A 22,084-nucleotide genomic window follows, 5' to 3' on the forward strand; every position below is an offset into this window, starting at 1 on the left:
CTGGCCGCGCTCAGCCCGCCGCGATCGCCGACACGAGCAGGCCGAGCACGCGGTCGAGCTCGATCGACGTGAGCGCCCCGTACCCGAGCACGACCCCCGTCGGCAGGCTGCCGGGCCGGACGCCGTAGTCGTCGAGCGCCGCCACGAGGACCCCGAGCGCCGCCATCCCGTCGACCACCGCGTGCCCCGTCGCCGGACCCGGCCACGTGACCACCGCGTGCAGCCCGCCGTCCAGGGCACGGGCCTCCAGGCCGGCGTCCCCGGAGGCGCCCACCCGGGCGAGGACCTGCTCCCGCCGGTGTGCGGCGTCCCGGCGGACCCGGCCGAGGTGACGCCGGAGCGCGCCGGACCGCAGGAGGTGCGCCACCGCGACCTGCACGGGCTCGGCGACCACCGGACCGCGGGCCCGGCGCGCCGCGAGCACCGCCGCGGAGCGGTCGTCCTCGGCCGCGGGCAGGACGATCCAGGAACACCGCAACCGCGGGTCGAAGGTCTTCGAGAAGCCGCCGAGGTGCAGCACGGAGCCGGCCCGGTCGAGCGCGGCGAGGGCGGGGACCGGACTGCCCCGGTGCCGGAACTCGGAGTCGTAGTCGTCCTCGAGGACGAGCGTCCCCGTCCGAGTCGCCCAGTCGAGCAGCGACCGGCGTCGGGCCACGGGCATCACCGAGCCGAGTGGGTACTGGTGCGTCGGCGTGACCATCACGGCGTCCACGGGCGGCAGCGCCGCGAGGGCGTCGAGGTCGAGGCCGTCCGCCCCGACCGGCACGCCGAGCACGGTGCCGCCGGCCGACGTCACCGCGCGACGCCCGGTGGGGTAGCCGGGGTCCTCGACGGCGACGCGGGGCGAGCGACCGAGGAGCGTGCGGAGGCCCTCGGTGACGACGGAGATCGCGTCCGAGGTGCCCGCCGTGACCACCACGCGCTCGGGGTCGGGCGAGAAGCCGCGCGTGAGCCCGAGCTGGGCGGCGATCTGCGTGCGGAGCTCCGGGAGCCCGAGTGGGTCGGACAGGCCGTTCCGCAGCGGGGCGTCCGCTGCCGCCCGCCAGGCGGCACGCCAGTCGCGCTGCGAGATCGCCGTCACGGCGGGGATGCCGGGACGTGCGTCGAGGACCGCGGTGCCGGGATGCGGGACCCGGCGGATCGCAGGCGGCGCGGTCGTGCTGCCGTCGCCCGAGGCGCGGTCGCCCGCGAGCGTGGCCCGGCCACCGCGACCCGTGGCCGGGCCGCCCACGGGCGCGGCCCGGCCGCCCCCCGTGGCCCGGCTGCCCTCCGCCGACGGAACCGTCCCGGCGCCGCCCCCGCCGACGACCACCGCAGCCGCCCCCTGCCGCGTCCGGATGTACCCCTCGCCGTCCAACTGGTCGTACGCCGCGACCACCGTCCCCCGCGCCACCCCGAGTTCCGCCGCCATCGCGCGCGTCGACGGCATCCGGTCCCCGTCACGGAGCACGCCGCTGTCCACCAGCCCCCGCACCCGTGCGACGACCTGCGCGACCTTGCCCACCGACTGGTCCACCAGACCTCCCACGAAGTGGACCACGTCCTGGTCCACCCGCGACCCTAGCGTGGCGTCATGAGCGCCCCGTCCCTCACCGTCCGCCGCCTCCGCGACCGGCAGCACACCGACCCCGAGACCCTCAACGCCCTCCTCGCCGAGGCCCTCGTCGCCCACGTCGGCATCGTCCGCGACGGTCACCCGATCGTGCTGCCGTTCCTCTGCGGCGTCGGCGACCTCGGCGACGGGCCCGTGCTGCTCCTCCACGGCTCGACCGGCGGCGGCCTGTTCCTCGACGCCGGCGCCGAGGGCGTCCCGGTCGCCGCGACCGTCACCCACGTCGACGGGCTCGTCTTCGCCCGCAGCACGTTCGACAGCTCGGCGAACTACCGGAGCGCAATGATCGTCGGCCGCGCGACCGTCGTGCCGCCGGACCGCCGGGCCGAGGCGCTGTGGCAGGTCTCCGACCACCTCATGCCCGGTCGTCGCGCGGAGGTGCGCGAGATGACCGCCAAGGAGGTCCGTGCCACCCAGGTCCTCCAGCTCCCGCTCGACCGCGCCAGCGTCAAGGTCCGCGCGGCCGGCGTGGGCGAGGCGCCGGACGACGGCGAGGACCACGCGGTCTGGGCCGGGGTCCTCCCGCTCGCGCTCCGGGCCGGCACACCCCTGCCGGGGGACATCTCGGGGGACAGCCCGGTGGACGCGTCCGTCCGACAGGTCGCGTCGCGACTCGACCGCCTGGCGGCCGACCGGGAGGCGCGGATCGCCGCCGTCATGCGGATCGCGTCGGTCTGACGGCCGGGTCGGACGTGGTCCCGCACATCTGAGGACCCTCTACGGATGGATGGTTCCTGTGACCAACCGCAGGAACACGCCGGAACCGCCCAGCAAGGAGCCCCGTCGTGACCAATACGTTACTTTCTCGGGTCACCCCTCCGACGGGTGGCCCGGGCCGCCTCTCCCGAGGTCGCGACGGAAGGAACCATGGGACGCCACGCTCTGCCCGCAGCAGCCGACAGCCAGCACGCCGAGGCGCTGCCCGCACCCGCGACGCCCGCCCCGGACGCCGCGCTCCGCCGTCCCCGTGGCCGCCGATCGGCCCTCGGCCCCGCAGCGGCCCGATCGACGTTCGTCGAGCCCGCGAAGCAGGCCCGGGTGGTCGCGATGCGGCCGGTCCCCGTGGCCGCCGCCGGTTCCGCCGTACTCTCCCGCACCGCAGCGCTCCGGGCCGAGCGCGCACTGGACCCGCGCCACGTCCGTCGCGCCGCGAACGCCAAGCGCGCCGCGATCCTCCTGGCCCCGGCGCTCGCCGTGACCTCGAGCCTGACGCTCGCGGTGCCCGCGGACGCGGCGACCCCGTCCACCGACGCCCACTCGGGCACGACGACCTCGCAGACCGCCCTCGCCGGCGTCCCGGCGGGGGAGCTGCAGACCTACACCGTCGCCCACGACGTCGAGGTCCCGGTGACGGCGATCGACGGCGTCTCGACCACCACGACCGTCGTGTCGTACCCGACGGTGGTCACCCGCTTCGGCGTCACGACGGCCCAGGCCGAGTCCGCGATCTCGGCGGCGCTCTCCGAGGGCGGCGACCGCGCGACCGTCCTCGCCACCGCGCTGCAGTACCTGGGTGACCCGTACGTCGAGGGTGGCGCCTCCCACGCGGGCATCGACTGTTCCGGGCTGACGATGGTCGCCTACGCGGCCGTGGGCATCCCGCTCGTCCACTACGTGCCGACGCAGGACGCCGCCGCGACCACGATCCCGGAGTCCGAGGCGAAGCCGGGCGACCTCGTCGTGTACGACAACGAGGACCACGTGGGCATCTACCTCGGCCAGGGGCTCGTGCTCCAGGCGCCGCACCCGGGCGAGGTCGTCGACATCGTCCCGATGTACCCGGACGCGCACCACTTCGCGCGCCTGCTGCCCGCCGGGAGCTGACCCGCGTCGAACACCCGCACCGGCCGCGCGATGCCGGTGTCCTGCGCGTGTCCGAGGCCTCCCGTAAACTGGCGTGATGGCCGCCGAGACCCGCACCCCGTTCGAAGAGCAGCGTTCTGCTCGTCCGCAGGTGCGCCCGCGCACGGAAGGCTGGCAGCAGCAGACCGACACCGAGGGCCGACCGCTCCTGCAGTTCGCGTCCCCGAAGCGGGGCAAGCCGCCCGTGCACCTGGCCGATCTCACGGTCGAGGAGCGCGTCGAGAAGGTCAAGGAGCTCGGCCTGCCCGGCTTCCGTGCCAAGCAGCTGTCGACGCACTACTTCACGCACCACACGTCCGATCCGGCGCGGATGACGGACCTGCCGGCCGCTCAGCGGGAGGACCTCGTGGCGGGCATGCTCCCGCCGCTCCTCACCGAGACCCGGCGGCTCGCGACCGACAACGGCGACACGATCAAGTTCCTCTGGAAGCTGCACGACGGCGCCCTCGTCGAGTCGGTGCTCATGCGGTACCCCGGCCGCATCACCCTGTGCGTCTCGTCCCAGGCCGGGTGCGGGATGAACTGCCCGTTCTGCGCGACGGGGCAGGCCGGGCTGACCCGGAACATGTCGACCGCCGAGATCATCGAGCAGATCGTGCGGGCGAACGCCGCGATCGCCGCAGGGGAGCTCGGCGGTGACCCGCGGAAGGGCGGGCAGGACCGCGTCGACGCCGAACGTGTCACGAACATCGTGTTCATGGGCATGGGGGAGCCGCTGGCGAACTACAAGCGGGTGATGGACGCCGTGCGGACAATGGTCGCGCCGCAGCCGAACGGCCTCGGCATGAGCGCCCGCGGCATCACGGTGTCGACCGTCGGACTCGTCCCCGCGATCAAGAAGCTCGCCGACGAGAACATCCCGATCACGTTCGCGCTGTCGTTGCACGCGCCCGACGACGAGCTCCGTGACGAGCTGATCCCGGTGAACTCGCGGTGGAAGGCCGACGAGGCCATCGACGCCGCGTACGAGTACTACGCGAAGACCGGCCGGCGGGTCTCGATCGAGTACGCGCTCATCAAGGACATGAACGACCACGCCTGGCGTGCCGACCTGCTCGCCGAGAAGCTCAACGCTCGCGGGCGGGGATGGGTGCACGTGAACCCGATCCCGCTCAACCCGACGCCCGGCTCCGTGTGGACGTCGTCCGAGCCGCACGTGCAGGACGAGTTCGTGCGTCGGCTCAACGCCGCCGGCATCCCGACGACCCTCCGCGACACCCGCGGCAAGGAGATCGACGGGGCGTGCGGCCAGTTGGCTGCGGCTGAGTAGACGGCTGGGCAGGTCTGCCTGGAGGCACGGTGCGGGTTCGCACCCGGGCCCACGCCGCCGGTTCCGAGGCGACGCGCCAGCGGCGGCTCGGCCGTGCCGGTGGGGAGCCTTCCGTCGTTCCCGGGGGCACCCCGGCAGCCGCCGGCGCGGCTCGAGTACCCCGACTTCCGCGTGGTTCCGGGGAAGTCGGGGTACGACACGCCCGGGATGCGACCCGTGTTGGCGCTGCTGTTCACCTCTGCGTAGAGTAATCACTCGTTGCCGCTGAGGCGGAGAACGGAACGGCCGGAACGGTCGCCTCCGAGTCTCGCCCGGGCAACCAACCAGCCTCTCTGACGATGCCCGCTGAACTGCGGACGGAGTGGGGAGTGCGTCTGGTCCTTGAGAACTCAACAGCGTGCACATTGTCAATGCCAATTTATTGACCCCGTGGCTCATCTGATGGTGAGTCCGGAGACAATTCCTTTTGGATAGACAGAATTGTCAGTAGACAGTTCTTTTTGTCAGTATCAACTCGCTGACACTTCGGTGTTGGTTGTAATTTTTTACGGAGAGTTTGATCCTGGCTCAGGACGAACGCTGGCGGCGTGCTTAACACATGCAAGTCGAACGATGAAGCCCAGCTTGCTGGGTGGATTAGTGGCGAACGGGTGAGTAACACGTGAGTAACCTGCCCCTGACTCTGGGATAAGCGTTGGAAACGACGTCTAATACTGGATATGACTACTGGTCGCATGGCCTGGTGGTGGAAAGATTTTTTGGTTGGGGATGGACTCGCGGCCTATCAGCTTGTTGGTGAGGTAATGGCTCACCAAGGCGACGACGGGTAGCCGGCCTGAGAGGGTGACCGGCCACACTGGGACTGAGACACGGCCCAGACTCCTACGGGAGGCAGCAGTGGGGAATATTGCACAATGGGCGAAAGCCTGATGCAGCAACGCCGCGTGAGGGATGACGGCCTTCGGGTTGTAAACCTCTTTTAGTAGGGAAGAAGCGAAAGTGACGGTACCTGCAGAAAAAGCACCGGCTAACTACGTGCCAGCAGCCGCGGTAATACGTAGGGTGCAAGCGTTGTCCGGAATTATTGGGCGTAAAGAGCTCGTAGGCGGTTTGTCGCGTCTGCTGTGAAATCCCGAGGCTCAACCTCGGGCTTGCAGTGGGTACGGGCAGACTAGAGTGCGGTAGGGGAGATTGGAATTCCTGGTGTAGCGGTGGAATGCGCAGATATCAGGAGGAACACCGATGGCGAAGGCAGATCTCTGGGCCGTAACTGACGCTGAGGAGCGAAAGCGTGGGGAGCGAACAGGATTAGATACCCTGGTAGTCCACGCCGTAAACGTTGGGCGCTAGATGTAGGGACCTTTCCACGGTTTCTGTGTCGTAGCTAACGCATTAAGCGCCCCGCCTGGGGAGTACGGCCGCAAGGCTAAAACTCAAAGGAATTGACGGGGGCCCGCACAAGCGGCGGAGCATGCGGATTAATTCGATGCAACGCGAAGAACCTTACCAAGGCTTGACATACACCGGAAACGGCCAGAGATGGTCGCCCCCTTGTGGTCGGTGTACAGGTGGTGCATGGTTGTCGTCAGCTCGTGTCGTGAGATGTTGGGTTAAGTCCCGCAACGAGCGCAACCCTCGTTCTATGTTGCCAGCGCGTTATGGCGGGGACTCATAGGAGACTGCCGGGGTCAACTCGGAGGAAGGTGGGGATGACGTCAAATCATCATGCCCCTTATGTCTTGGGCTTCACGCATGCTACAATGGCCGGTACAAAGGGCTGCGATACCGTAAGGTGGAGCGAATCCCAAAAAGCCGGTCTCAGTTCGGATTGAGGTCTGCAACTCGACCTCATGAAGTCGGAGTCGCTAGTAATCGCAGATCAGCAACGCTGCGGTGAATACGTTCCCGGGCCTTGTACACACCGCCCGTCAAGTCATGAAAGTCGGTAACACCCGAAGCCGGTGGCCTAACCCTTGTGGAAGGAGCCGTCGAAGGTGGGATCGGTGATTAGGACTAAGTCGTAACAAGGTAGCCGTACCGGAAGGTGCGGCTGGATCACCTCCTTTCTAAGGAGCATCTGGCTCAGTTCATTCTTCGGGGTGGGTGGGTCCAGGCGCCGATGCAACCCGAACGTGGTTGCCGGTAGCTCATGGGTGGAACATTGACAGTGCAGTCGTCGGCGCGTCTGCCGACTCTAGTACGGCCTGCTTGCGGGTCAGGAACGGGTTGGTGGGGGAGCGGGGTGGCTGGTGCACGTTGTTGGGTCCTGAGGGACCAGGCTTCCCGGCTGTGATGGTCGGGGTCCCTGCCGGTTGGTGGGGGTGGGCCGTGATTGGGGTTCCTGTGATGGGGGTTCTGGTCGGGTTCTTCGGTGGGCTGCATGAAGCTGACACGGTTCGTGTTGGGGGAGTGTGGTGCCGATCGTATGTTGAGAACTACACAGTGGACGCGAGCATCTTAGATCGTTCGTGACGATGGCGAAGCTTTCGGGCTTGGTTGTTGTTCGAGTCGATCGCAATTTTAATCTTTGTGGTCAAGTTTCTAAGAGCAAACGGTGGATGCCTTGGCATCTGGAGCCGAAGAAGGACGTAGAAATCTGCGATAAGCCTCGGGGAGCTGATAATCGAGCTGTGAGCCGAGGATTTCCGAATGGGGAAACCCCGCCAGGCGACTTGTCGACCTGGTGACTCCCGCCTGAATATATAGGGCGGGTAGAGGGAACGTGGGGAAGTGAAACATCTCAGTACCCACAGGAAGAGAAAACAACATGTGATTCCGTGAGTAGTGGCGAGCGAAAGCGGATGAGGCTAAACCGATCATGTGTGATAGCCGGCGGGCGTTGCATGGTCGGGGTTGTGGGACACGTCGCTCAGTTCTGCCGGACTGGGACGGTTACAGCGCATCATAGTCGAACCGGTTTGAAAGCCGGGCCGTAGTGGGTGCCAGCCCCGTAGACGAAATGGTGTTATGGCCGGATGTGTATCCCAAGTAGCACGGGGCCCGAGAAATCCCGTGTGAATCTGTCAGGACCACCTGATAAGCCTAAATACTCCCAGATGACCGATAGCGGACAAGTACCGTGAGGGAAAGGTGAAAAGTACCCCGGGAGGGGAGTGAAATAGTACCTGAAACCGTTTGCTTACAAACCGTCGGAGCCTCCTTGTAGGGGTGACGGCGTGCCTTTTGAAGAATGAGCCTGCGAGTTAGTGATATGTGGCGAGGTTAACCCGTGTGGGGTAGCCGTAGCGAAAGCGAGTCTGAATAGGGCGATTGAGTCGCATGTCCTAGACCCGAAGCGAAGTGATCTATCCATGGCCAGGTTGAAGCGACGGTAAGACGTCGTGGAGGACCGAACCCACTTCAGTTGAAAATGGAGGGGATGAGCTGTGGATAGGGGTGAAAGGCCAATCAAACTTCGTGATAGCTGGTTCTCTCCGAAATGCATTTAGGTGCAGCGTTGCGTGTTTCTCGCCGGAGGTAGAGCTACTGGATGGCCGATGGGCCTCAACAGGTTACTGACGTCAGCCAAACTCCGAATGCCGGTGAGTGAGAGCGCAGCAGTGAGACGGTGGGGGATAAGCTTCATCGTCGAGAGGGAAACAACCCAGACTACCAACTAAGGCCCCTAAGCGTGTGCTAAGTGGGAAAGGATGTGGAGTTGCACAGACAACCAGGAGGTTGGCTTAGAAGCAGCCACCCTTGAAAGAGTGCGTAATAGCTCACTGGTCAAGTGATTCCGCGCCGACAATGTAACGGGGCTCAAGCACACCGCCGAAGTTGTAGATTTCGCACACTCGATAAGCCTTCGTGGTTCAGTCGTGCGGAGTGGTAGGAGAGCGTCGTGTGGCGAGTGAAGCGGCGGAGTAATCCAGCCGTGGACGCCACACGAGTGAGAATGCAGGCATGAGTAGCGAAAGACGGGTGAGAAACCCGTCCTCCGAAAGACCAAGGGTTCCAGGGCCAGGTTAATCCGCCCTGGGTAAGTCGGGACCTAAGGCGAGGCCGACAGGCGTAGTCGATGGACAACGGGTTGATATTCCCGTACCGGCGAACAACCGCCCAAGTTAATCCAGTGGTGCTAAGAGTCCTAACCCGGACCAGCGGATCCCTTCGGGGTGATGCGGGCCGGTCTAACGCTCGACCCCATGCTGGTGCGGCTAGCGTATGAACAGGTGTGACGCAGGAAGGTAGCTGAGCCAGGCGATGGTATCCGTAAGGTGAACCTGGTGTAAGGATGTAGGGCTGACGATAGGCAAATCCGTCGTCTGTGTGCCTGAGATCCGACGCGTACCCGTGAGGGGAAATCAGTGATCCTATGCTGCCGAGAAAAGCATCGACGCGAGGTTGCAGCCGCCCGTACCCGAAACCGACTCAGGTGGTCAGGTAGAGAATACCAAGGAGATCGAGAGAATCGTGGTTAAGGAACTCGGCAAAATGCCCCCGTAACTTCGGGAGAAGGGGGGCCGGAACCGTGACCGGACTTGCTCCGTGAGCGGTGAAGGCCGCAGAGACCAGTGGGAAGCGACTGTTTACTAAAAACACAGGTCCGTGCGAAGTCGCAAGACGATGTATACGGACTGACGCCTGCCCGGTGCTGGAAGGTTAAGAGGAAGGGTTAGCCTTTGGGCGAAGCTCTGAATTTAAGCCCCAGTAAACGGCGGTGGTAACTATAACCATCCTAAGGTAGCGAAATTCCTTGTCGGGTAAGTTCCGACCTGCACGAATGGCGTAACGACTTCCCAGCTGTCTCAACCGCGAACTCGGCGAAATTGCACTACGAGTAAAGATGCTCGTTACGCGCAGCAGGACGGAAAGACCCCGTGACCTTTACTACAGCTTGGTATTGGTGTTCGGTGTGGCTTGTGTAGGATAGGTGGGAGACTGTGAAGCGGGCACGCTAGTGTTCGTGGAGTCGTTGTTGAAATACCACTCTGGTCACTCTGGATGTCTAACGTAGGACCCTGATCGGGTTCATGGACAGTGCCTGGTGGGTAGTTTAACTGGGGCGGTTGCCTCCCAAAGAGTAACGGAGGCGCCCAAAGGTTCCCTCAACCTGGTTGGCAATCAGGTGGCGAGTGTAAGTGCACAAGGGAGCTTGACTGTGAGACTGACAGGTCGAGCAGGGACGAAAGTCGGGACTAGTGATCCGGCAGTGGCTTGTGGAAGCGCTGTCGCTCAACGGATAAAAGGTACCTCGGGGATAACAGGCTGATCTTGCCCAAGAGTCCATATCGACGGCATGGTTTGGCACCTCGATGTCGGCTCGTCGCATCCTGGGGCTGGAGTAGGTCCCAAGGGTTGGGCTGTTCGCCCATTAAAGCGGTACGCGAGCTGGGTTTAGAACGTCGTGAGACAGTTCGGTCCCTATCCGCTGCGCGCGTTGGAAATTTGAGAAGATCTATCCCTAGTACGAGAGGACCGGGATGGACGAACCTCTGGTGTGTCAGTTGTTCTGCCAAGGGCACCGCTGATTAGCTACGTTCGGACCGGATAACCGCTGAAAGCATCTAAGCGGGAAGCCGTCTTCGAGATGAGATTTCCATGCACCTTGAGTGTGAGAGGCTCCCAGCAGACTACTGGGTTGATAGGCCGGATGTGGAAGCGGGGACTAACGACCCGTGGAGCTGACCGGTACTAATAAGCCGAAGACTTGACAACACACTGATTTCCGCGACATTCGTGTCACGGGCTCGCGTCCACTTTGTGGTTCCCGACAGACGATCGGGAACGAAACTGAATACTTCAGCGAGATCTGAAGGAATGGTTTTGATCCAGGATCTGGGTCGAAGGTGTTCCGGTGGTCATAGCGAGAGGGAAACGCCCGGTCACATTCCGAACCCGGAAGCTAAGCCTCTCAGCGCCGATGGTACTGCAAGGGGGACCTTGTGGGAGAGTAGGACGCCGCCGGACTCAACGTTGCAACACCAGGGAGCCCCTGACCACCACGTGGTCAGGGGTTTTCTGCGTTCACGGACCGGTTCCGCTCTCTCGCGCCGAGTGGGGTCAGGGGAGGAGGCCGAGCTCCATCGCTCGGGTCACGGCACGCGTGCGGTCGTTGACGCCGAGCTTCTCGAACACGTGCCCGAGGTGCGTCTTCACGGTGGTCTCGCTGAGGAAGAGCTGTCGGCCGATCGCAGGGTTCGAGTTCCCTTGCGCGACGAGGCGGAGCACCTCGAACTCCCTGGGCGAGAGGGACGGCCCGGCGATCGGCTTGCCGGTGGTGCGCCGGACGAGGGCCGCCATCGCGGACGGCGCGAGCGCGGTCTCGCCGCGGGCTGTGGCACGCACGCCGGCGAGGATCTCGGACTCGGGTGCGGCCTTCAGCAGGTAGCCTGCGGCGCCGGCTTCGATCGCGGCGAGGATCTGGTCGTCGGACTCGTACGTGGTGAGGATGAGCACCCGGATGCCGGGCTCTCGGGCGAGGATGCGGGCGGTGGCGGCGTCGCCGTTCAGGCCCGGCATCCGGAGGTCCATCAGTACGACGTCGGGGCGTTCTGCGAGCGTGATCGCGACGGCAGCTTCGCCGTCAGTCGCCTGACCCACGACCTCGACGTCATCGGCCTCTTGGAGGAGCGCGACGATGCCGCTGCGGACGATCGGGTGGTCGTCGGCGACGACGACGCGGATCACCGGTTTGCTCCGGACAGGGGAGCGGCGCTGCGCTGGGTCGCCGGATCGGGCGTGGTCGGCAGGGCGACCGCCACGACCGTGCCGCGCCCCGGGCTCGAGGTGATGGTGCAGGTGCCGCCCGCGAGGGCGAGCCGCTCGCGGAGGCCGCGCAGCCCGTGACCCGCGGTCGGGACCGCGGAGTCGAAGCCGACGCCGTCGTCGCTGATCCGCAGGCTGACCTGCTCGGCCGCCACCTGCAGGCGGACGTGCACCGAGGCGGCGTCGGCGTGCGCGCGGACGTTGGCCAGTGCCTCCTGGCCGGTGCGCAACAGCACCACCTGTGTGTCGCGGTCGAGGGCGCAGTCCGGGGCGTCGACCGAGACCGGGATGCCGGTCTCACGGGCGAAGCGTTCGCCGAGGCGGTGGAGTGCGGCGCCGAGGCCGTCGCCGGCGATCCCGGCTGAGCCGGCCGCGACGAGGGTACGGGACTCCTCGAGCGCGGCGCGGGCCGATTCCTCGAGGATCGTGAGGCGTTCATCGAGCCGATCGACCCGGTCGGCGGCGAGGTCGCCCCGTGCACGTTCGGTGAGCATGACGATGCCGGCGAGGTTCTGGGCGACGGTGTCGTGCAGCTCGCGGGCGAGGCGTTCGCGTTCGCTCGTCACCCCGGCGCGGCGGTGCGCTTTGGCGAGGGAGTCCTGCGTGGCGCGGAGCTCCTCGATGAGCTGGCGCCGTTCGTCGGACAGCCGGGCGATGCGGGTGATCCAGAGCCCGAGGGCGCAGGCGCCTGCGATGCTGACGCCCTCGATGAGGACGGTGCTGACGAGGGCGGACGGCCCCGACGCGATCTGCAGGCCGACACCGGCCGCGACGCCGATCGCCAGCGAGACCAGGAGCGAGGTCCGGACACGCTCGATCTGGCACCAGGCGACCGGGAACAGGATGCACTGCACGAACGCGGTGCTCGGGACGGTGGCCGGGAGGACGAGCGCGGCCACGACCAGGAGCGGGACGAAGGCGGTGGCGGCCCGGCGGTCCTCGTACCCGCGCCACCCGAACCCGGCGTAGGCGAGGGCCAGGACGGCGAGCATCGCGAAGGCCGGCCAGCGGGTCGGCCACGGGGACCACCCGAGCACGGCGAGGACCGCGACGAGCGCGAGCGTCGCACCGACGGCCACGTGCAGGCCCCAGTTGCGGTGCGTCGTGATCCGGTCCATCGCCCCAGCATCCCACCGGCCGGCCGCCCGGGGGGAGTTCTCCACAGGCGGCATCAGGCGTCCTTGCGGTTCCACCGGAACGTCAGGAGGCACACGACGACGCCCGCGACCAGCCATGCTGCCAGGATGAGTGCTCCCCAACCGAGGTGCCACGCGCCTCCCGGCTCGGCCGATGCGAACTGCGACGGCAGGAACACGGACCGCATGCCCGACGCCATCCAGCGCAGCGGGAACGCACTTGCGACGTCCTGGAGCCAGTCCGGCAGCTGCGTGAAGGGGAGGTACACGCCGGAGATGAACTGGAGGACGAGGACCACGGGGACGATCGTCGCCGTGGCGCGTCGGCCCTCGCGGGGGAGCGCCGAGATCGCGATCCCGAGGACACTGCTCGTGGCGATACCGAGGAGCATGATCCACGCGAAGGTCCACCAGCGGCTGCCCGCCGTCGGCAGGTCCACACCGAACACGAGTCGGGCGACCGCGAGGAGGATCGCCGTCTGCAGCACCGAGGTCACGAGGACCATGCCGATCTTGCCGACGAAGTACGACAGCACCGGGAGCGGCGTTCCACCGAGCCGCTTCAGCGTGCCGTCACTGCGCTCGCCCGCGATGTCGACCCCGAGCGCCTGGGTGCCGGAGAGGAGGAGGCCGGTGGCGACGAGGCCGGGGAGGTAGTACGTGGCGTAGTCGACGCTGACGCCCGGGCCCGCCTGGATGTCCGGCGCGCTGCTGAACGCGACCGAGAAGAGCGCGAGCATCACGATCGGGAAGAGGAAGGTGAAGAAGACTGCGTCCGTCGCGCGGAAGTACGAGCGCAGTTCGTATCCGACGCGGTGCAGCCCGATGATCGCGGTGCCCATCAGCGGGTCCCGACCATGTCGAGGTAGACGTCCTCGAGGGACGGGCGGATGACCTCGAGGTCGTGCATCGGCTCCGAGGTGCTCCGGATCCACTGCGTCGTGTGGTGCGTGCGTTCCTCGTGCAGCGTGCCCGCATCGTCACGCCAGCGGATCAGCGGCGTCCGTGCTGCCTCGCCGCCGAGTTCGGCGATCGGCGCGACGTCGAGGAGCCTCCCGTCCGCGATCACCGCAGCCCGGTCCGCGAGGTGCGCTGCCTCGTCGAGGTAGTGCGTGGTGAGCAGGATCGTCGTGCCCTCCGACTGCACCCGGCGGAGGAGCTCCCAGAACTGCCGGCGGGCCTCGGGGTCGAAGCCCGTCGTCGGCTCGTCGAGGAACAGGACCTCCGGCCGGCCGATGATCCCCAGCGCCACGTCGACGCGCCGGCGCTGCCCGCCGCTCAATCGGCTGACGCGGGTGTTGCGCTGCGCCTCGAGGCCGGTCGCGGCGAGGAGTTCCTCGACGCTGCGGTGCCGCGGGTAGAGCGTCGCGAAGTGCCGCAGTTGCTCGGACACCGTGACGTTCGGCGACTCCGCGCTCGTCTGCAGCACGATGCCGATGCGTGCGTTGTGGCTGCGGCTCGATCGTGCCGGGTCGTGGCCGAGGACGCGGACCTCGCCGCCGGTGCGGGTCCGGTAGCCCTCGAGGACCTCGACCGTGGTGGTCTTGCCGGCGCCGTTCGGGCCGAGGAGGGCGAAGGTCTCGCCGGCGGCGATCGTGAAGGACACGTCGTCGACTGCGCGCTTGCCGGTGGCGTACTGCTTCTCGAGGTGGTGGACCTCGATGGCTGGGGTGTCCGGCATGGGTCCAGCTTGACGGGTGGGGGTCGGCGGCGGTTCGGCCGGTCCGGTGGAGGGGCATCCTCCGATCGGAGGATGGTCTTTCGTCTGGTCGGTGGCAGTTCTGGTGCGCGGAACTCGGGGATCGCGCACCGGAACTGCCACCGATCGTTCGGCGGGGCGGCCGGGTCTGGTGCGGGGGCTGATGCGGGACCACGGCGCGGCCTGGAGGCACGGTGCCGGGCCGGTGGGCGGGTTGCGCCCGGCTGGTGGGCGGGTTGCGCCCGGCTGGTGGTCGGGACTCGGTGGTGGGCGGGTTGCGTCCGGCTGGTGGGCGGGACTCGGTGGTGGGCGGGTTGCGTCCGGCTGGTGGGCGGGACCCGGTGGTGGGCGGGTTGCGTCCGGGATGGCGGGTTGCGTTCTGGGACGGGCGGGTTGCGTCTGGTCGGCCAGCGCGACCCGGCGACGGGCGGGAGGCGCGGGGCGGGGGTGCGCCGCGCCTCCAGGCCGGTGGGTCAGGCGCCGAGCGCCGCGCGCAGGAAGGGCGCGGTGCGGCTGCCGGTGGCGGCAGCGACTTCCGCAGGCGTGCCGGAGGCGACCACGCGGCCACCCTCGTCGCCGCCGGCCGGACCCATGTCGACCACGTGGTCCGCCTGCGCGACGACGGACATGACGTGCTCCACGACGACCACGGTGTTGCCCGCGTCGGTGAGCCGCGCGAGCTGGGCCGTGAGGAGCTCCACGTCCGCCGGGTGCAGACCAGTCGACGGCTCGTCGAGCAGGTACAGCGTGTGGCCCGAGCGCGCCCGCTGGAGTTCGGTGGCGAGCTTGATGCGCTGGGCCTCTCCGCCGGAGAGCTCCGGTGCGGGCTGGCCCAGGCGCAGGTAGCCGAGGCCGACGCTCCGCAGGGCAGTGAGTGCGCGGGCCGCAGCCGGGAGGTCGGCGAGGGCATCGGCTGCTTCGTCGACGGTCATGCCGAGGACGTCGGCGATGGTCGCGCCGTCGCGGCGGACCTCGAGGGTCTCGGCGTTGTAGCGCGCGCCGTGGCACTCCGGGCACGGCGCCCAACTGCCGGGGAGGAACAGGAGCTCGACGGAGACCGAGCCCTCGCCCTGGCAGACCTCGCAGCGGCCGCCCTCGACGTTGAAGGAGAACCTTCCGGCGGTCCAGCCCCGCTCCCGGGCGTCCTCGGTGGCGGCGAAGGCCTGGCGCACCGCGTCGAACATGCCGGTGTAGGTCGCGAGGTTCGAGCGGGGCGTGCGGCCGATGGGCTTCTGGTCCACCTCGACGACCCGGCTGATGAGCGGGTGCTCGGTGGCGATCGCGGGGAGGACGCCGCCGACGAGGGAGGACTTGCCGGAGCCGGAGACGCCGGTCACCGCCGTCAGCACGCCGAGCGGGAGGTCGAGGTCGAGATCGTCCAGGTTGTGGAGCGCGGCACCACGGATCTCGAGGGTACCGACCGGCTCCCGTCGCTCGTGCGCCGCGCGCTCGCCGCCGGGCTGGAGGTAGCGGCGGGTGACGCTCTCCTCGACCTCGGCGAGCCCGGCCGGGGGACCGCTGTAGAGGACGCGACCACCTCCCGAGCCCGCGCCCGGTCCGACGTCCACGATCCAGTCCGCCCGCCGGACGATGTACATGTCGTGTTCGACCACGAACACGCTGTTGCCGCTCGCGCGGAGGTCGTCGAGCACCTGCACGAGCGACTCCGTGTCCGCCGGGTGGAGGCCGGCACTCGGCTCGTCGAGGACGTAGACCACGCCGAACAGCCCCGACCGGAGCTGCGTCGCGATCCGGAGCCGCTGCGTCTCGCCGGGGGAGAGCGTCGGCGTCGCCCGGTCGAGCCCGAGGTACCCGAGGCCGAGCCCGATGAGGACGTCAATCCGGCCGTGCAGGTCCGTCGCGATCGACTGCGCCACCTCCGAGCGTTCGCCGGACGTGACCGAGCTCTGCGCCGGCGTCGGGTCCGTCAGCACGACGGCGGGTCGGAGGACCTCGACGACCTCGCTCAGCGGCAGCGCGTTGAACTCGGCGATGCTCAGTCCGCCGAACGTCACCGCGAGGGCCGCCCGCGTCAGCCCCGAGCCGCCACACAGCTGGCACGGGCCCGACTCCACGAAGCGCAGGGCCTTGTTCCGCTGCGTCTCGCTCTGCGAGTCCGCGAGGGTGTGCAGCGTGTACTGCCGGGCGCTCCAGAAGCGTCCCTTGTACGGCTTCGCCACCCGGTCGCGCTTCGGGTGCACCTCGACCACCGGCTGCTCCTCGGTGAAGAGGAGCCAGTCGCGGTCCTCCTTGGGCAGGTCCTGCCACGGCCGGTCGATGTCGTACCCGAGGACCGCCGTCACGTCGCGGAGGTTCTTGCCCTGCCACGCGCCCGGCCACGCGGTGATCGCACCCTCCCGGATGGACAGCGACGGGTCGTGGACCGCCGAGGCCTCCGTCACCTCGTGCGCCGTGCCGAGGCCGTGGCATCGCGGGCACGCTCCCGCGACCGTGTTCGGCGAGAAGGAGTCGGAGTAGAGCTGCGTCGCACCCTCGGGGTAGGTGCCGGCGCGCGAGTACAGCATGCGGACCGAGTTGCTCAGCGTCGTCAGCGTGCCCACGGTCGAGCGGGTGCTCGGGGCACCGCGGCGCTGCTGCAGGGCGACGGCCGGGGGCAGGCCCGTGATCTCGTCGACGTGCGGTGTGCTGCCCTGCGCGATGAGCCGGCGGGCGTACGGGGCGACGGACTCGAGGAAGCGGCGCTGCGCCTCCGCGAAGACCGTGCCGAAGGCGAGGCTCGACTTGCCCGAGCCGGAGATGCCCGTGAAGGCGACGATGCGGTCGCGGGGGATGTCCACGTCGACGTCCCGGAGGTTGTGCTCGCGGGCGCCGCGGACGCGGATGAAGCCGTCGGGGGTGGCGGTGTCGGTGGGCGCGGGGGTGCTGGGGGCGGGCTGGTCATGCGGGGTGGGCATTCGTTCGAGCGTAGGCGGGGCGGCTGGGTGGTGCGCGGCGCCTGCTTCGTCGGCGGCGGTCGCCGGTGAGCGGACTGGAGGCACGGTGCCGGTCCGTCATCCACCGGGACAGGCGTTTGCCGCATTCCGCACCTCGCAGCAGCGGTCGGGACCGGGTTCCGATCGAGCCCCCGGTAGGAGCCAGATCGGCTCCTCCCGGGGATTGACAAGCGGAGCTAGTCGATCAGCAGGCGGACGCCGGTGCTGGTCACGACCGTCTGGGAAAGCAGGTCGCTCGAGACTCGCCGCAGCAGCATGGCCCAGATACTGCTCGAGACTTCACGAAGCGGCACATCCCCCGACGTTCCCGCCAAGGCCACGACCCACACGATCACGAAGGCAGTGTCCGACTGCTCAAGGTGCAGCCGAAGCACCAGGTCAGTGGCGATCGACGTGGCTCCGAGGATCCGGAGCGGTGTCTCCACCGAAGGTGCGGAGCCGCCGCTCGGGTTGAACGCGCGGGTGCCTCCGAACCCTTCGGGTGGGGGCGCGCCCGGTCGGACGATCGACGGTCCGACGTGTCCCCAGTCCGTCGGGAGGAACGTCGCGAGCTGCCGCACCTGTTCGGCGTTCACAGGGAGTCGTTCACCCAGTCCGGGCATCGCGAGATGGGGCCGCTCGGCGCGGCGGTGCAGTACGCAGTCACGATCCCCAGGTCGTACTTGTCCGGTGAAGCCGAGGACGGCGCACGCTCTTCGAACGCGACGAACTCCTCCGTCGCCTTGCCCTTGGCGACGAACTCAGCTCCGTACAGCCGACGGTTGTTCGGCTGGAGGACCCCGGCGGCGTTGATCTGCACCGCGTGCTCGATGGTCTGCTCCTCGACGTTGTGGTCCTGCAGAGCGTGGAGGTAGCCGAACGCGGAGGTCTCGCTCCCTGATCGTCCGATGCGGAGGCCGACCTGGTGGAGGCTACCGTCCAGGAACACCGCCAGGCAGCTGTAGGGGTGCTTCGAGCCGGAGTAGTTCGTCGTGCCTGAAGGGCACGAGCCCTTCGTCAAGACGTGCGTCGGCACTGCAGGAGTGGCTGCCGTGACCGGGTCGAGCGCTACCCAGTGCCCGTCCGGAGGTGCAGCCGAGGCGTCGCCGGCTCGGTCCGTGGTCGGGTCGGCTGATGGAGCCGGTGCGGCACCTGTCGCAGAAGCAGTCGGTGTCGAAGTCGGCACACTGGTGGCGGTCGGTGCAGGTGTTGCAGCGACGGCACCGGTGGTGCCGAAACCGGAGATGGCGCCGATCACTGCGCAGACTGCGACAGCAGCCCGCACGCTGGTTCGTTTCGTTGATCGCATGATCACATCCGTCTTTCGATTCGAGGATGCGGCGGACTCCTGCAGCGAGATGCCCCCTGATGCGCTTGCAAGCAGGAGCAACGCTACGCGGCTGCTCGGGCGGCACAAGACGGAATGCGATCTCGGCGCCGTTCCTGAGAGGACCCGAACGAGCCGACAAGACCAGTCCTGCCGTCGGTCGGGAGGCGCATGGCGGGCTGTGGTCCGTGCCTCTCGTCCGTATCGTGGCCGGCTCGCCGCCGGACTGGAGGCGCGTGGCGGCGGTGATCCGCGCCTCCCGACCGGCTGAGGTTGCGTTGCGCATCCGCGCGTAGACCAGACGGGTGAAGGTCATCGGAGTCGAACAGTTCGGAGGGCCGGAAGCCCTCGCCGCCCACGAGGTGCCGGAGCCGCGCGCCGGCGCCGGGTCCGTGCGGATCCGGGTCGCGGCATTCGCCGTGAACCCGACTGACACGGGTGTCCGTGCCGGGCAGCGCGACTCGTCAGGAGCACAGCCGCCGTACGTGCCGGGGATGGACGCGGCCGGGGTGATCGACGAGGTCGGGCCGGACGTGTCCGGGTGGGCCGTCGGCGACGAGGTCATGGCCATGGCGTTGCCGCTCAGCGAGCACGGGGGCGCGTACGTGGAGGAGCTCGTCGCGCCGGTCGGGTCGTTCACGCGGGTGCCTCGCGGGACGTCGCTCGAGCTGGCTGCCACGGTCCCGATGAACGGTCTGACCGCGCTGCAGATCCTCGGACATCCGTCGTTGGCCCCGGGGAAGACGCTCGCCGTGACCGGCGCCGCAGGGTTGCTCGGGAACTACCTCGTGCAGCTCGGGAAGGCCGCTGGGCTGACCGTCATCGCCGATGCTGCTCCGGCCGACGAAGCACTCGTGCGGTCGCTCGGGCCCTCGCACGTCGTGGCGCGCGGGGACGGGTTCGCCGCTGCGGTTCGTGAGCTCGTTCCGGACGGGGTTGATGCGCTCGCCGACGCCGCATTGCAGCGGTCGGCGGTGGTGGATGCCGTGCGGGACGGCGGGACGTTTTTCGACGTGCGGGGCTGGGAGGGCGACGGGTCGCGGGGGATCGAGTTCGTGCGGGTGATGGTGTTCTCGGAGTACCGGTCGTTCGACAAGCTCGAGCAGTTGCGGCACGCGGTGGAGAGCGGGACGTTGACGCCGAGGGTGGCGGAGGTGCTGCCTGCGGAGCGGGCTGCGGAGGCGCATGAGCGGTTGGAGGCTGGAGGGACGCGGGGGCGGTTCGTGTTGGTGTGGTGAGACACCCGGACGGTACGTGAAGCCTCGACGGGGCTGCTACTCGTGAGTCGGGGCCAAATCGACGGGAGTGATCATTTGAGCGCGTCCTCGAACGCCGACTTCCACATCGTTGCGCACCGCTGCCGTCGAGCTGCCACCCGGTAGATGACAACGCCTGCCGCGACGAGTACGCCGACGACGAGGCTCTCTCCGCGCCAGAAGTGTTCGGCCTCATCGTCGAACGTGAGCGGCTTCGTCAGCGACAGGAGAAGGTTGATGATGAAGGTCAGCGCAGTGAGTCCCAGCGCGTAGATCGTCAGAACGGCCGCAGGAGTTGCGACGGCGTCGCCCCGAAGTCTGCTGAGCACACGGAGCCGAAGCGCTGGGTCGGCACTTGCTGCTCTCGCAAAGCTTGTAACCGTATCGACGTCGGGATCCGCGTGCTTCCGCACCAGACGACGGAACGCCGACTCGTCGAAACGAGACCGCTCGCGCTTCCAACACTTCGTCACGTCGCCCCATTCTCCGATCGGCCGACGGAATGTCCGGCCCGCTCTTCCTGTCGGCAGCGCCCAGGCGACCGTCAGATGACGGCCCGTTCAGCAGCCTCGCGATGATGCATTGCGGACCCCGACCCACAGCCCGTCCCGCGACCGGATCATCCCCACGTACAACTCCCGCCGACCCCGCTCCCGCCGCTCCCGATCCGTCTCGGACGGCTCGCCGGTCACCGGATCGAGCAGCCGACGGTCGACGTGCGCCAACAACACCTGCTTGAACTCGAGCCCCTTCGCCCGCTTCACGGTGCCGACCCGCACGGCGTCAGAGGTCCTGCCCGAGTACTCGTCGAGCATGATGACCGGGATGCCCGCCGCGCGCAGGACGCTCCGGACGTCGTCCGCCTGCCAGGTCGTCGCCGTGAGGATCCCCACGTCGCCGTGCCCCGTCCCGATCAGCCGCAGGACCTCGCTCAGCCGCTCGACCATCGAGCGGTCGTGCTCGGCCCGGCCCGAGAACCGGTGGAACGCCGGCGCCGGCCCCGACCGCGAGATCGACGAAACCGCGTCGCCGACGCCGTCCACACCCTCGATGTCGACGAACTGGTCGTCCGCCACCATCTCCTTCGCGAAGTCGAGGATCTCCGCCGTGTTGCGGTGGTTCACGTCGAGCACGACACCGCGCCCGGACAGGCTGATCCCGACCTCGCCGAGCGTGTACCCGCCCGGGTAGATCGTCTGCTGGCCGTCCCCGATGAGCGTCAGCCCGTCGGCACGATCCCCGACGAGGTGGTGCATCAGCGAGACCATCGCGCACGACAGGTCCTGCGCCTCGTCGACGATCACCGCGTCGTACCGCTCGAGCGGCACCGCCGCGACCGCGTCGCGCGCGAGGAGGACGATGTCCTCCCAGTCGTGCGCGCGCCGCTCACGCAGCCCGCGGGAGTATGCCTCGTAGAGGTCCCACACCGCCTGCCGCGTCTCCATGGGCAGCGCGTGCTTGCGCCCGACGCGCGCCAGGTCGGCGTACTGCTCGAAGCGCGTCAGGCCGCGGCCCTTGATGACGTGCTTGATCTCGTCCTCCCAGTAGGAGCGCGAGAAACGCGAGGACCGCAGTGGACTGGAGGCGCGGATCGCGTTCCAGGCGTCGTCGAACGCGAGTCGCGCCTCCCGTCCGGGCACGCGGAACGCGATCCCGCGTTCCTTGAGCAGGCGCGTGGCGAACGCGTGGACGCCCATGAAGTCGACGCGACCGACCATGTCGGGCGCGAGGCGCTCGAGGAGCGACTCGAGGACCTTCGGCAGAGTCCCGATGTAGGTGGTGAAGAGGACGCGGCCGCCGGTCGAGCGTGCGAGGTAGGCGGCACGGTGGAGGCCGACGACGGTCTTGCCGGTGCCGGCGGCACCGCGGATGCGCGCCGGGCCGTTGAAGCTGCGGCGGAGGAGCTTCGCCTGGGCCGGGTCGAGGGAGGCTAACCTGGAGGGCGGTCCTGAGAGCTGGTTCCGGGATCGCACGGGCATCGAAGCTTGAGTGCCAGCCCCTAGGCAGGTGGTCGATCGCGCCGCAGTGTCCAAGATCGTGGCCCGTCTGGACGGGACAGACAGGCCGAGCGGCACGCATGACCCGCTGGCATGGGATGCCGTCGTCCGAAGGGCCTGGAACTGGTAGCGGAACGATACGCCTCCGACACAGTAGTGAACGGGGATACCGGGCGGGTACTTGGCGCAACTTTTGTTGCGATAGGACGGGCCGGAGACGGTCGGCCGTCCGGGGTCGAGCTGCGACTTCTGCCCCTGGGGAGCTGCGGGCCGAACCATTCAC

14 protein-coding genes and 3 rRNA genes are annotated in these 22,084 nt (G+C 68.1%); 7 read left to right on the forward strand and 10 right to left on the reverse strand.

Features of this window, described 5'->3' with window-relative positions:
* Positions 1-10: 10 nt before the first annotated feature.
* Positions 11-1,552 carry a MocR-like pyridoxine biosynthesis transcription factor PdxR gene (gene pdxR / locus MON03_RS05735; protein WP_242090989.1) on the reverse strand — a complete coding sequence of 514 codons (1,542 nt, stop codon included), beginning with the start codon at positions 1,550-1,552 and terminating at the stop codon, positions 11-13.
* Positions 1,553-1,573: 21 nt separating this feature from the next.
* Here pdxR and MON03_RS05740 point away from each other — a divergent pair, with 21 nt between their 5' ends.
* The 6 genes from MON03_RS05740 to rrf all read left to right on the forward strand — a co-directional run bounded on the left by MON03_RS05740 (position 1,574) and on the right by rrf (position 10,655).
* Positions 1,574-2,290 (forward strand): pyridoxamine 5'-phosphate oxidase family protein, encoded by a 717-nt coding sequence (locus MON03_RS05740; RefSeq protein WP_242090991.1) that lies wholly within the window; start codon positions 1,574-1,576, stop codon positions 2,288-2,290.
* 189 nt (positions 2,291-2,479) lie between these two features.
* Positions 2,480-3,436, forward strand: coding sequence for a C40 family peptidase (locus tag MON03_RS05745; protein ID WP_242090993.1), 957 nt, complete (start codon positions 2,480-2,482; stop codon positions 3,434-3,436).
* Between the two features lie 76 nt (positions 3,437-3,512).
* Positions 3,513-4,745 (forward strand): dual-specificity RNA methyltransferase RlmN, encoded by a 1,233-nt coding sequence (rlmN, locus tag MON03_RS05750; protein WP_242090995.1) that lies wholly within the window; start codon positions 3,513-3,515, stop codon positions 4,743-4,745.
* A gap of 544 nt (positions 4,746-5,289) precedes the next feature.
* Positions 5,290-6,811, forward strand: a 16S ribosomal RNA gene (locus tag MON03_RS05755).
* Between the two features lie 465 nt (positions 6,812-7,276).
* Positions 7,277-10,403, forward strand: a 23S ribosomal RNA gene (locus MON03_RS05760).
* A gap of 135 nt (positions 10,404-10,538) precedes the next feature.
* Positions 10,539-10,655: ribosomal RNA gene (gene rrf, locus MON03_RS05765) — 5S ribosomal RNA — on the forward strand.
* Together the 16S, 23S and 5S rRNA genes form the textbook arrangement of a ribosomal RNA operon.
* 93 nt (positions 10,656-10,748) lie before the next feature.
* Here the strand turns inward: rrf and MON03_RS05770 are convergent.
* From MON03_RS05770 to MON03_RS05800, 7 genes are all read right to left on the reverse strand, one after another.
* Positions 10,749-11,375, reverse strand: a complete 627-nt coding sequence (locus tag MON03_RS05770) for a response regulator transcription factor (protein ID WP_175329564.1) — start codon at positions 11,373-11,375, stop codon at positions 10,749-10,751.
* Complete coding sequence (locus tag MON03_RS05775; RefSeq protein WP_242090997.1) at positions 11,372-12,571, reverse strand: sensor histidine kinase; 1,200 nt, start codon at positions 12,569-12,571, stop codon at positions 11,372-11,374. The genes MON03_RS05770 and MON03_RS05775 overlap by 4 nt, the downstream gene beginning before the upstream one ends.
* 53 nt (positions 12,572-12,624) lie before the next feature.
* Positions 12,625-13,431, reverse strand: a complete 807-nt coding sequence (locus MON03_RS05780; protein WP_242090999.1) for an ABC transporter permease — start codon at positions 13,429-13,431, stop codon at positions 12,625-12,627.
* Positions 13,431-14,270: an ABC transporter ATP-binding protein gene (locus MON03_RS05785; protein WP_242091002.1), complete on the reverse strand. Its 840-nt coding sequence runs from the start codon at positions 14,268-14,270 to the stop codon at positions 13,431-13,433. The genes MON03_RS05780 and MON03_RS05785 overlap by 1 nt, the downstream gene beginning before the upstream one ends.
* A 491-nt stretch (positions 14,271-14,761) precedes the next feature.
* Positions 14,762-17,203: an ATP-binding cassette domain-containing protein gene (locus MON03_RS05790; RefSeq protein ID WP_242091005.1), complete on the reverse strand. Its 2,442-nt coding sequence runs from the start codon at positions 17,201-17,203 to the stop codon at positions 14,762-14,764.
* 215 nt (positions 17,204-17,418) lie between these two features.
* Entirely contained in the window at positions 17,419-17,817 is a 399-nt protein-coding gene (locus tag MON03_RS05795; protein ID WP_242091007.1) for a hypothetical protein, read from the reverse strand.
* Positions 17,814-18,257 carry a hypothetical protein gene (locus tag MON03_RS05800; RefSeq protein WP_242091009.1) on the reverse strand — a complete coding sequence of 148 codons (444 nt, stop codon included), beginning with the start codon at positions 18,255-18,257 and terminating at the stop codon, positions 17,814-17,816. The genes MON03_RS05795 and MON03_RS05800 overlap by 4 nt, the downstream gene beginning before the upstream one ends.
* A gap of 596 nt (positions 18,258-18,853) precedes the next feature.
* Between MON03_RS05800 and MON03_RS05805 the strand changes: the two genes are divergently transcribed.
* Positions 18,854-19,786, forward strand: a complete 933-nt coding sequence (locus tag MON03_RS05805; RefSeq protein ID WP_242091011.1) for an NADP-dependent oxidoreductase — start codon at positions 18,854-18,856, stop codon at positions 19,784-19,786.
* Between the two features lie 71 nt (positions 19,787-19,857).
* Here the strand turns inward: MON03_RS05805 and MON03_RS05810 are convergent, their stop codons facing one another.
* A complete protein-coding gene (locus tag MON03_RS05810) occupies positions 19,858-20,277 on the reverse strand; it encodes a hypothetical protein (protein WP_242091013.1) in 420 nt (139 codons plus the stop codon).
* 87 nt (positions 20,278-20,364) lie between these two features.
* Entirely contained in the window at positions 20,365-21,783 is a 1,419-nt protein-coding gene (locus MON03_RS05815; protein ID WP_242091015.1) for a UvrD-helicase domain-containing protein, read from the reverse strand.
* Positions 21,784-22,084: the final 301 nt, after the last annotated feature.

Source organism: Curtobacterium sp. DN_7.5, assembly GCF_022655355.1.
GTDB classification, from domain to species: domain Bacteria; phylum Actinomycetota; class Actinomycetes; order Actinomycetales; family Microbacteriaceae; genus Curtobacterium; species Curtobacterium luteum.

Bases quoted from the DNA above. Each gene is read 5' to 3' on its own strand.
- MON03_RS05740 (WP_242090991.1), top strand. From the start codon at position 1,574: ATGAGCGCCCCGTCCCTCACCGTCCGCCGCCTCCGCGACCGGCAGCAC.
- MON03_RS05745 (WP_242090993.1), top strand. From the start codon at position 2,480: ATGGGACGCCACGCTCTGCCCGCAGCAGCCGACAGCCAGCACGCCGAG.
- rlmN (WP_242090995.1), top strand. From the start codon at position 3,513: ATGGCCGCCGAGACCCGCACCCCGTTCGAAGAGCAGCGTTCTGCTCGT.
- MON03_RS05775 (WP_242090997.1), bottom strand. From the start codon at position 12,571: ATGGACCGGATCACGACGCACCGCAACTGGGGCCTGCACGTGGCCGTC.
- MON03_RS05780 (WP_242090999.1), bottom strand. From the start codon at position 13,431: ATGGGCACCGCGATCATCGGGCTGCACCGCGTCGGATACGAACTGCGC.
- MON03_RS05785 (WP_242091002.1), bottom strand. From the start codon at position 14,270: ATGCCGGACACCCCAGCCATCGAGGTCCACCACCTCGAGAAGCAGTAC.
- MON03_RS05790 (WP_242091005.1), bottom strand. From the start codon at position 17,203: ATGCCCACCCCGCATGACCAGCCCGCCCCCAGCACCCCCGCGCCCACC.
- MON03_RS05815 (WP_242091015.1), bottom strand. From the start codon at position 21,783: ATGCCCGTGCGATCCCGGAACCAGCTCTCAGGACCGCCCTCCAGGTTA.